The sequence below is a fragment of the Rhodococcus sp. BUPNP1 genome (assembly GCF_002215235.1).
Classification (GTDB): Bacteria; Actinomycetota; Actinomycetes; order Mycobacteriales; family Mycobacteriaceae; genus Rhodococcus.
This window is the reverse complement of record NZ_NERM01000030.1, coordinates 41,637-51,928: the sequence shown is the minus strand read 5'-3', so window position 1 is coordinate 51,928 and position 10,292 is coordinate 41,637. Positions and strand designations below refer to the sequence as shown.

Below are 10,292 nucleotides of genomic sequence, written 5' to 3'. Positions count from 1 at the left end.
CGTGCCGTCACGAGCAGTTCCGCGGAGGGTGCAGAGGCCGCGGCCACCGAGACGACCGTGGACTGCAGACCGGTGGTGTGGGCGAGCAGACGCGACGCCTCCACCCGCAGCTCGCCGCCCGCGGACATGTCGACGATGTGCGTCTCGAGACCGCGGAAGCCGTAGTGCACGACGCCGTCGCCCTGCGCCAGCATCGTGGCCTCGTGCTCACCCTGCAGCATGCGTCCCGCCATGCCGGCGAGACCACCGAGACCGGGAGCGCCCCCGACGCCACCGGGAACACCGTGGGGGGAGAACCGGACGTTGCCGGTGTAGAACAGCATCGCGCCGCGGCGGGCCACGACGGGACCGGACTGCCGCAGGTCGACGCGCACGACCTTGCCGTTGATCTTCGTGAAGCTCATCTGTTCCTACCGTTCCGCCGGCTGGATGGAGACCACGCCCACGCCGTCCCACTTCAGGGAGAACGCCTCGCCGCTGCCCTGGCCGATGGCCGAGCGCCACGACACGTCGGTGACGAACGACTGCGTGAGCTGACCCTTCGCGCACACGAAGGCGTCGGGATCGACGACGAGGGGATACTGCGGCGACACCTCGAGATGGATGAGCGGGCCCCCGGCCGAGAGCAGCGCGACCTGCCCGGTCCCCGTCACCGTCGTGGTGAACAGGCCCTGGCCGCTCATGCCGCCGCGCAGGCCCGCGAACGTCACGTTCGTGTTCAGGTTCCCGCTCAGCGCCAGCAGCTGCTCGGATTCGACCTGCAGGGTCTCGTTGTTCAGCTCCAGCACCGTGACGTCCTGCGCCTGGTGCGCGAAGTAGACGACGCCCGTGCCGCTGCACTCCATGAGCGAGAGCCCCTCGCCCGTCGCGCGTTGCCGCAGCCCGGCGAGAACGCCCTCACCGCCACCGAAACCGGCGGACTTGAAACCGACCTGCCCCTCGTACGCCACCATCGACCCCGACAGGGCGCGGACGGACGAATTGCTCAGGTGGGCTTCGATCACCCTCTTGGTCTTCACGACTAGCCGCATGGCGGGAAACGATAGTCGGAAACGACTTCGGTGGAGCAGACCCCGGATAACGGGGCCTACTCCACCGAAGAACTACAGAAGACCTACAGCCCCAGATCCTTGGCGATGATCGTCTTCATGACCTCGTTGGTGCCGCCGTAGATGCGGGTCACGCGGGTGTCGGCGTAGAGGCGGGCGATGGGGTACTCGGTGATGTAGCCGTAGCCGCCGTGCAGCTGCAGGCACTTGTCGATGATGCGGCCGGCGGCCTCCGTCGCGAACAGCTTCGCGCGGGCGGCGTCGGGCACCGTCAGTTCGTCACGGTCGTTGAGCTCGATCGCGTTGTCGACCATGATCTGCATGGCCTGCAGTTCGGTCGAGCACTCGGCGAGCACGAACTTGGTGTTCTGGAAGGACGCGACCGGCTTACCGAAGACCTTGCGGTCCTTGGTGTATGCGATGGCGTGCTGGATCGCCGCGGCCGCGGTGGCGGCAGCGCCGAACGCGATGGTGAGACGCTCCTGCGCGAGGTTCTGCGTCAGGTACGAGAACGCCTCGCCCTCCTTGCCGAGCAGATCGGCGACCGGCACCTTCACGTCGTCGAACGACAGCTCGGCGGTGTCCGAGGTCTTGAGGCCGATCTTGTGGAGCTTGCGCCCCACGGCGAAGCCCTCGCTCCTGGTGTCCACCACCAGGATCGACAGACCACCGCGACGGTCCTCGGGGTTGTACGGCGAGGTGCGGGCCACGACGAGGATGCGGTCGGCGAGAGCGCCGCCGGTGATGAACGTCTTCGCGCCGTTGAGGACGTAGTGGCTGCCGTCCTCCGAGAGCTTCGCGGTGGTCGCGATGTTGGCGAGGTCGGAACCGGTGCCCGGCTCGGTCATCGCGATCGCGAACATCAGCTCACCCGAGGCGAACCCGGGGAGCCAGCGCTGCTTCTGCTCCTCGGTGGCGTTCTGCATGATGTACGGCAGGATCAGGTTCGAGTGCACCGACGACGAACCGAACGACACACCGGCCGCCGACGCCTCCTCGGCGAGGATCACGTTGAACTTCAGCGACGTCTCGCCACCTCCGCCGTACTCCTCGGGAACCTGGATGCCGAGGAGTCCGAGTTCGCCCATGCGGTTGTAGAACTCGCGCGGAGGATGGCCGGCCTCTTCCCACTCGGGGTAGACGGGCACGACCTCCTTCGCGATGAAGTCGCGGACGGTCTGCCGGAACGCCTCGTGATCCTCGTTGTACAGCGTGCGCTTCACGCGTTGTCCTTCCAGGGATGGATGTGATTGTGGGGGTGGACCTTACAGTGCGTAGCTGCGCAGCACACCCTTGCTGATGATCGTCTTCTGGATCTCGCTGGTGCCCTCACCGATGAGCAGGAAGGGAGCCTCGCGCATGAGGCGCTCGATCTCGTACTCCTTCGAGTAGCCGTAACCGCCGTGGATGCGGAAGCTGGCCTGGGTGACCTCGGAGCAGTACTCGCTGGTGAGGTACTTGGCCATACCGGCGGCGACGTCGTTGCGCTCACCGGAGTCCTTCAGGCGCGCGGCGTTGACCATCATCAGGTGGGCGGCCTCGACCTTGGTGGCCATCTCCGCGAGGGAGAACGAGATCGCCTGGTGCTGGGCGATGGGCTTGCCGAAGGTGGTGCGCTGCTGGGCGTAGCGGGCGGCGAGCTCGAACGCGCGGATCGCGACACCGCACGCGCGGGCCGAGACGTTGACGCGGCCGACCTCGACACCGTCCATCATCTGGAAGAAGCCCTTGCCGGGCTCGCCACCAAGGATCGAATCGGCCGAGGCCTTGTAGTTGTCGAAGACGAGCTCGGTGGTGTCGATGCCCTTGTACCCCATCTTGTCGATCTTGCCGGGGATGGTGACACCCGGGACGACCTCACCGAAACCGGCGGGCTTCTCGACCAGGAAGGTGGTCAGGTTCTTGTGGGGCTTGTCGGAGCCTTCCTCGGTCTTGACCAGGGCGGCGACGAGGGTGGAACTGCCACCGTTGGTCAGCCACATCTTCTGGCCGTTGATGACGTAGTTGCCGTCGGCGTCGCGCTTGGCCTTGGTGCGGATGGCGGCGACGTCGGAGCCGAGTTCGGGCTCGGACATCGAGAACGCGCCGCGGACCTCACCGGTGGCCATGCGGGGCAGGTAGTACTGCTTCTGCTCTTCGGTGCCGTGCTGGCGGATCATGTACGCGACGATGAAGTGCGTGTTGATGACGCCGGAGACGCTCATCCAGCCCCGGGCGAGTTCCTCGACGCACAGCGCGTAGGTCAGCAGCGACTCGCCGAGTCCGCCGTACTCTTCGGGGATCATCAGCCCGAACAGGCCCATCTCGCGCATCTGGTCGACGATGGCCTGCGGGTAGGTGTCCGAGTGCTCGAGTTCCTGAGCGTTCGGGATGATCTCGCGGTCGACGAAGGTGCGGACCGTGTCGAGGATCTCGGACTGGAATTCCGTCAGACCGAGGGTCTGGGCGAGGCGGGTCATGCGTGCTCTTTGTGGGAGATGCGGATGGTGCCGGAAGCTGCGAGGGCGTCGATCTCGTCGTCGGTCAGCCCGAGATGTTCGGTGAGCACCTCGGCGGTGTCGTCACCGTTGGCCGGCGCGGGGCGGACCTCGGGGTACCGGCCGTCGAAGGACATCGGGGTGCTCGGGGCGTGGTAGCTGCCGATGCGCGGCTGGTCGAGCTTGTGGAACATCGGATTGTCGGTCACGCGCGGATCGGCGGCGAGTTCGGCGAAGGTGCGGTAGCGCTCGTGCAGGACGGAGGTGCCGCCCAGTGCCTTCTCGACCTCGTCGGCGGTGTGGCGCGAGAACCAGGCGCCGAACAGGCTGTTGAGCACGTGGCGGTGCTCGAAGCGGGTGCCCTCGTCGCGGAAGTCGACGCCCAGGGCGGATTCGAGTGCGGCCACGGCCTCGGCGGTGCCGGTGAGCTCGGTGAGGTCGCGGAAGTGCCGCGGCGTGAGCGCGACGAGCATGAAGCGTGCGCCGTCGCTGGTGGCGAAGTCGGCACCGTAGGTGCCGTAGACGGAGTTGCCGACCTTCTCCCGGACGGGACGGCCGAGCTGGGCCTCGGCGATGTAACCGAGGTTGCCGACGGTCGCGAACGCGACGTCCTCGAGCGGGAGCACGACTTTCGTTCCGGCACCGGTGATCTCGCGGCGGTAGACGGCCGAGGCGACCGACAGGGCCGCGTACAGGCCGCACGAGACGTCCCAGGCGGGCAGCACGTGGTTGACCGGGGTCGACACGTTCTCGGCGCCGGTGACCTGCGGGAAGCCGGCGGCCGCGTTGACGGTGTAGTCGACGGCGCCGGTACCGTCGGCGCGGCCGAGGACCTGCACGTGGATCAGGTCGGGGCGGATCGTGGCGAGCTCGTCGTAGTCGAGCCACGAGCGGCCGGCGGCGTTGGTGACCAGCACTCCGGCGTCGATGATCAGGTCGCGGATCAGGTTCTGCGCGTCCGGGTTACGGAAATCCGCCGCGAACGACCGCTTGCCCTTGTTCAGGCCTGCCCAGTAGATCGACTCGTTGTCGTCGGTGACCGGCCAGCGGCGGTAGTCGGCAGCGCCGCCGATCGGGTCGACCCGGATCACGTCGGCGCCGAGGGCGGCGAGGGTCATGCCGCACAGCGGTGCGGCCACGAAGCTGGACACCTCGACCACGCGCACTCCCGCGAGGGGCGCAGTGGACGAGGGCAGCTCGTCGGTGGAAGCGGTGGAGTTCATGCTGGGCTCGCTCGTCGTCGCAGAATGTTTCGGGCACAGCCAGCATGCCCAGGTTTCGCCGCCGGGAACAGCACCGATCGGCTATCGCTCGGTTAGCGCAGACCAATACTCGATACAGCCGGAATGTGCCTTGTGATGGGTCATAGGTTTGAGTGATCGATTCGTTCGTCTCCCGCTCTTTGCGTCAGGTGACATGGCTCACGTTCAATACATGCAGACGCCAGGCGTGACGTTCTCACCGACAGCGACATACGAATTGTTCGTTCGTCGGACACCCCCGCTCGAGTTCTGAAGGGACTCCCAGTGACCACAGGCGAAATCGCGCACGACAAGTCGGCGGCCGCCGACGGCCCCGGTGGGCCGGCGACCGGCTCGACCCCTCTCGTGACCCCCGGCCGCGCGTGGAGCATGACCGGTCTGGTCATCTTCCTCTACGTCGTCAACTACGCCGACAAGGCCGTCCTCGGCATCATCGCCCAGCCCCTGGCGCGTGAGCTCGGCATGAGCTCCTCCCAGATCGGCCTGGTCGGATCGCTGTTCTTCGTCACATTCACCGTCGGCGGATTCTTCGCCGGGCCGCTGAACAAGTACATGACCCTCCGCTGGGCCCTGCTGGCCCTCGGCCTGGTGTGGTCGGTGGTCATGCTGCCGCTCGTCGTCAGCGCGAGCTTCGCGATGCTGGTCGTCACCCGCATGTTCCTCGGTCTCGCCGAAGGACCGAGCTCGGCGCTCATGCACACCGCCGCGTACTCGTGGCACCCGCCGGCCAAGCGTGGTCTGCCCGGCGCCTTCCTGGCCGGTTCCGCCTCGGTCGCCAAGATCGCCCTCGCCCCGGTCCTGACCTTCATCACCGTCGAGTGGGGATGGCGTGCCGCGCTGATCTCGCTGTCGGTCCTCGGTGCGGTCTGGATGGGCTCCTGGCTCCTCGGCTGGAAGGAAGGCCCCTACACGACCAAGGCCGTCAAGGGCGCCGAGACCTCCGCGTCGGCTGCCCAGACCGAGCCGTCCGTGCCGTGGCACAAGATCTTCCTCACCCGCACGTTCATCAGCTGCGCGATCCTGATCATGGTCGTCTACGCGCTCACCACCGTCGTCCTGACCTGGCTGCCGTCCTACTTCGAGGTCGGCCTCGGCTACAGCGCTCTGCAGGCCGGCTCGATGTTCGCCCTGCCGTCCATCATCGGTCTGTTCCTCATGATCAGCTCGGGCACGGTCACCGACCGTCTCAGCGCCAAGGGTTACCGCTCGCGGGTCGTCCGCATCATCGTGCCCGCCGTCGGCGTGCTCATCTGCGGTGCCATCCTGGTCTTCCTCCCGTCCATCGGTACGCCGGCTCTCGCCGTCGCGGTCGTCTCCATCGGCTACGGCTTCGGTGCCATCGCGTTCCCGCTGATCAACGCCGCGATCTCCGAGCTGTGCCCGCCGCAGCAGACCGCCGGCACGATGGGTGTCTTCCTCGCCCTCATGGCCGTCGGTGGCCTCGTCGCCCCCTACGGCACGGGTGTCCTCGTCGACAACGCCGCCACCGCGGCGGAGGGCTACGCAACGGCCTTCCAGGTCATCGGTGCACTCGGAGCGCTCGCCGCGATCCTGGTCCTGTTCCTGGCGAACCCGGAACGCGACCGCAAGATCATCCGGGCCGCGGCCTGACCAGTTCGGCATAGCTTCCGCCTAACGGAAGCTTCCGCCGAAAGACTTTCCCCTACCGGCCGGGTGCATGGTCTCCTCGAATGTGAGGACCACCACCCGGCCGGTCGTCTTTTCCCCACCACGGTTGCCCGGCAACCGTGTCCCGCAACAGCAAAGGACCGATTCGCATGCGCGATGCCGTGATCGTCGACGCCGTCCGTTCCCCCATCGGACGTCGCGGTGGTGCACTGTCCGAGATCCACCCCGTCAACCTGTCCGCCCACGTGCTGACCGCACTGGCCGAGCGGGCCGGCTTCGATCCCGCCACGATCGACGACGTCCAGTGGGGTTGCGTCAGCCAGGTCGGTGACCAGGCCGGAATCGTCTCGCGCAGCGCCGTGTTCGCGGCCGGATGGCCGGTCACCGTGCCCGCCACCACCATCAACCGGGCATGCGGATCGAGCCAGCAGGCCGTGTCCTTCGCCGCCGCGACCGTCATCTCCGGACAGAACGACGTCGTGATCGCCGGTGGTGTCGAGTCCATGAGCCGCGTGCCGATGGGCAGCGCCAGCAAGGACGGCCAGCACTTCCCGCAGAACGTGCTCGACCGCTTCGAGGTCGGCGGCTTCAGCCAGGGCATCGGCGCCGAGATGATCGCCGAGAAGTGGGGCTTCTCCCGCACTCAGCTCGACGAGTACGCGCTGCGCTCGCACGAGTTGTCCGCAGCCGCCACCGACGCAGGTGCGTTCACCGGCCAGATCGCCCCGGTCGGCGACTTCGCCACCGACGAGGGCATCCGCCGCGGCGGCACCGTCGAGTCGCTCGCCAAGCTCAAGACCGTCTTCAAGGAGGACGGCGTGATCCACGCCGGCAACTCCTCGCAGATCTCCGACGGCGCCGGCGCTCTGCTCATCACCACCAGCGAATACGCCGCGGCGCAGGGCTGGACCCCGCTCGCCCGCATCCACACCGCCGTCGTCGCCGCCGACGACCCGGTCGTCATGCTCACCGGCCCCATCCCCGCCACCGAGAAGGCCCTGAAGCGTTCCGGTCTGTCCATCGACGACATCGGTGCCTTCGAGATCAACGAAGCGTTCGCACCGGTGCCGCTCGCATGGCAGGTCGAGACCGGTGCGAAGCCCGACCGCCTCAACCCGCTCGGCGGCGCGATCGGTGTCGGCCACCCCCTCGGCGGCTCCGGCGCGATCCTCATGACCCGCCTCGTGCACCACATGCGCGACAACGGCATCCGCTACGGCCTGCAGTCGATGTGCGAGGCCGGCGGCATGGCCAACGCCACCATCCTCGAGCTTCTCTGATCCCGCTCATTCCCCAAGCTGCTACGAATCCGAAGGAAACACTATGGAACTCAAGGGTCTGTCCGTTGCCGTCACCGGCGGAGCGTCCGGTCTCGGTCTCGCCACGGCACGTCGCGTCCTGGCGGCCGGCGGCAACGTCACCCTCATCGACCTCCCCGGCTCGAACGGTGAGGAGATCGCCAAGGAGCTCGGCGACGGCGCCGTCTTCGCCCCCGGCGACGTGACCGATTCGGAGCAGTTCGCTGCGGCTCTCGACGTCGCACACGAGCGCGGCGGCCTGCGCGGTGTCGTGCATTGCGCCGGCGCCGGACGCAAGATGCGCATCCTCGACAAGGAGGGCAAGGCCGGTTCGCTCGAGGACTTCGAGTTCGTGATCCGCCTCAACCTCATCGGCTCGTTCAACGCGCTGCGCCTCGGCGCCGAGCGCATGGCCGAACTCGACCTCATCGAGGACGAACGTGGCGCCGTGGTCATGACGGCCTCCGTCGCGGCTTTCGAGGGCCAGATCGGCCAGATCAACTACTCGGCGTCCAAGGCCGGCATCGTCGGCATGACGATCGTCGCCGCACGCGACCTCGCCAGCAAGGGCATCCGCGTCAACACCATCGCCCCCGGCATCATGGACACCCCGCTGCTCGCCCGCCTGCGCGAGGACGTCCGCAAGTCGCTCGAGGCGACCGTGCCCAACCCGTCGCGTCTGGGCCGACCCGACGAGTTCGGTCAGCTGGCCACGAACATCCTCGAGAACGGCTACATCAACGGCGAGACCATCCGCCTCGACGGCGCCATCCGTATGGCACCGCGGTGAGCCGGGCGTCGACCATGACCTCGGCTTCCGACCTCGCACAGCGCAGGCTGTCGTATCCGGCGACGACGATGGCGGTGTGGGCACCGAGCCTCGCCGCCGTCTACGGCGATCGTCCCGCGGTGATCGACGGCGACCGGGTGCTCACCTACAACGACCTCGACGCACGCTCGGCGCAGTTCGCCGGCGTGCTGCACGAGGCCGGGGTGCGGGCCCGCGACGTGGTGCTCCTGCACCTCGGTAACTGCGTCGAGTTCCACATCGCCTATTACGGCGCGCTCCGCGTCGGAGCGGCGGTCACGCTCGTGAATCCGCTGCAGCCCGAACCGGGGCTGCGCCGGCAGATCGAGGAGACCTCCGCGGCCGCGGCGGTCACCGGTTCCGCGCAGGCCGAGACGCTGTTCCGGGCTGCGGAGGGAACAAGTGTCCGGTTGATCGCGGTCGTCTCCGACGAGGCTGTCACGGCACCGGGTGCCGTGCACTTCGGCGATGCGCTCGAAGGGCGCCCGGAGACCTTCGAACCCGTCGTCACCGGTCCGGACGACATCGCGCACATCGCGTACACCGGTGGCACGACAGGTATTTCGAAGGGCGTCCGGGTCCTGCACCGCAACGTCGTCGGCAACGTCACGCAGATGTGTGCGTGGCGTGCCGGGCACCAGCTGGTCGCCGACGTCGACGGACGCATCTCGCTCGAACCGATCGACGACCTGAAGATCGCCGGTGCGGTCCCGGGTCAGGGTTCGACGATCGTGGTGTCGCCGCTGTTCCATGCGCACGCGCTGATCAACACGTCGTTCCTTCTCGCGTGCGGCCTGACCCAGGTCCTCGCGGGTCGATTCGATCCGGCTCGCATGCTGGAGCTGATCGAGCGGTACGAGGCCAGCTACATCACCGGTAGCCCGGCGATGTGGCACGCTCTCGCCACGCATCCCGACGTCGAGACCCGCGACCTGTCGACCGTGCGGGTGGTCTCGTCCGGTGCCGCACCGATCGATCACGTGACCCTCGAGAACCTCGAGCGCGCCTTCCCCAACGCGCGTATCGCGGAGGGCTACGGGCTCACCGAGGGCACCTGCGTCGTCACCGCGATGCCGCTCGTCGTCGACTCGGAGTACCGACTCGGCAGCGTCGGCCTTCCGGTCTTCGACACCGAACTCGAGATCCGGTCGCAGCTCGATCCGGGCGTCGTCCTCCCCGACGGGGAGCGCGGCGAGCTGTGGATCCGCGGACCGCAGGTCACCGACGGATATCTCGGACACCCCGAGATCACCGCGGAGCAGTACGTCGACGGCTGGCTCGCCACCGGCGACATCGCCTACCGCGATGCCGACGGATTCGTGTACATCGCCGACCGGGCGAAGGACATGTTGATCTACAAGGGCTACAACGTGTATCCGCGTGAGCTCGAGGAGATCCTGGTGACCCACCCGAAGGTGTCCACCGCGGCGGTCGTCGGCCGGGAGGCGGGTGCGATCGGTCAGGAGCCGGTCGCCTTCGTCGTTCCCGTCGCCGGCGAGGAGCCCGACGCGGAGGAGCTGAAGGCGTATGTCGCCGAACGGGTCCTGCCGTACAAGAAGATCCGCGAAGTGGTGGTGGTCGACGCACTGCCGACCTCCGCCGCGGGCAAGATCCTCAAGACCGATCTGCGATCGCGCCTGACGGTCTCCTGACCCGCACACGAGAAACCCCCGGCATCCGATGCCGGGGGTTTCTTCGTATGCGGTGGAGGGCGATTCGAGAGAATCGCTTCGGGCGCGGTTCCGGACGTACCCGTTCCGGAACCGCGC

Annotated in this window: 9 protein-coding genes; 4 read left to right on the top strand and 5 right to left on the bottom strand. The window is 67.7% G+C overall.

Translation table 11 applies throughout. The features are described from left to right. From B9C99_RS22195 to B9C99_RS22175, 5 genes are all read right to left on the bottom strand, one after another. The coding region (locus B9C99_RS22195) for an AIM24 family protein (protein WP_143543583.1) at positions 1 to 404 on the bottom strand (404 nt) is incomplete at its 3' end. A 6-nt stretch (positions 405 to 410) separates the two neighbouring features. Next, positions 411 to 1,031 carry an AIM24 family protein gene (locus tag B9C99_RS22190; protein ID WP_026061324.1) on the bottom strand — a complete coding sequence of 207 codons (621 nt, stop codon included), beginning with the start codon at positions 1,029 to 1,031 and terminating at the stop codon, positions 411 to 413. Between the two features lie 83 nt (positions 1,032 to 1,114). Beyond that, the gene (locus B9C99_RS22185; RefSeq protein ID WP_088899367.1) at positions 1,115 to 2,272 is read right to left on the bottom strand and encodes an acyl-CoA dehydrogenase family protein; all 1,158 of its coding nucleotides are present in this window, start codon (positions 2,270 to 2,272) and stop codon (positions 1,115 to 1,117) included. A gap of 42 nt (positions 2,273 to 2,314) precedes the next feature. Continuing rightward, complete coding sequence (locus B9C99_RS22180; protein WP_016693093.1) at positions 2,315 to 3,508, bottom strand: acyl-CoA dehydrogenase family protein; 1,194 nt, start codon at positions 3,506 to 3,508, stop codon at positions 2,315 to 2,317. Further along, complete coding sequence (locus B9C99_RS22175; RefSeq protein WP_088899366.1) at positions 3,505 to 4,749, bottom strand: CoA transferase; 1,245 nt, start codon at positions 4,747 to 4,749, stop codon at positions 3,505 to 3,507. Before B9C99_RS22175 ends, B9C99_RS22180 begins: the two co-directional genes overlap by 4 nt. Before the next feature lie 303 nt (positions 4,750 to 5,052). Here B9C99_RS22175 and B9C99_RS22170 point away from each other — a divergent pair, with 303 nt between their 5' ends. From B9C99_RS22170 to B9C99_RS22155, 4 genes are all read left to right on the top strand, one after another. Continuing rightward, a complete protein-coding gene (locus B9C99_RS22170) occupies positions 5,053 to 6,399 on the top strand; it encodes an MFS transporter (protein ID WP_088899365.1) in 1,347 nt (448 codons plus the stop codon). A gap of 167 nt (positions 6,400 to 6,566) precedes the next feature. Further along, a complete protein-coding gene (locus B9C99_RS22165) occupies positions 6,567 to 7,697 on the top strand; it encodes a thiolase family protein (protein WP_088899364.1) in 1,131 nt (376 codons plus the stop codon). Positions 7,698 to 7,740: 43 nt separating this feature from the next. Then, the gene (locus tag B9C99_RS22160) at positions 7,741 to 8,505 is read left to right on the top strand and encodes an SDR family NAD(P)-dependent oxidoreductase (RefSeq protein ID WP_024102416.1); all 765 of its coding nucleotides are present in this window, start codon (positions 7,741 to 7,743) and stop codon (positions 8,503 to 8,505) included. A gap of 14 nt (positions 8,506 to 8,519) precedes the next feature. Continuing rightward, entirely contained in the window at positions 8,520 to 10,175 is a 1,656-nt protein-coding gene (locus tag B9C99_RS22155) for a class I adenylate-forming enzyme family protein (RefSeq protein WP_088899363.1), read from the top strand. Positions 10,176 to 10,292 lie beyond the last annotated feature (117 nt).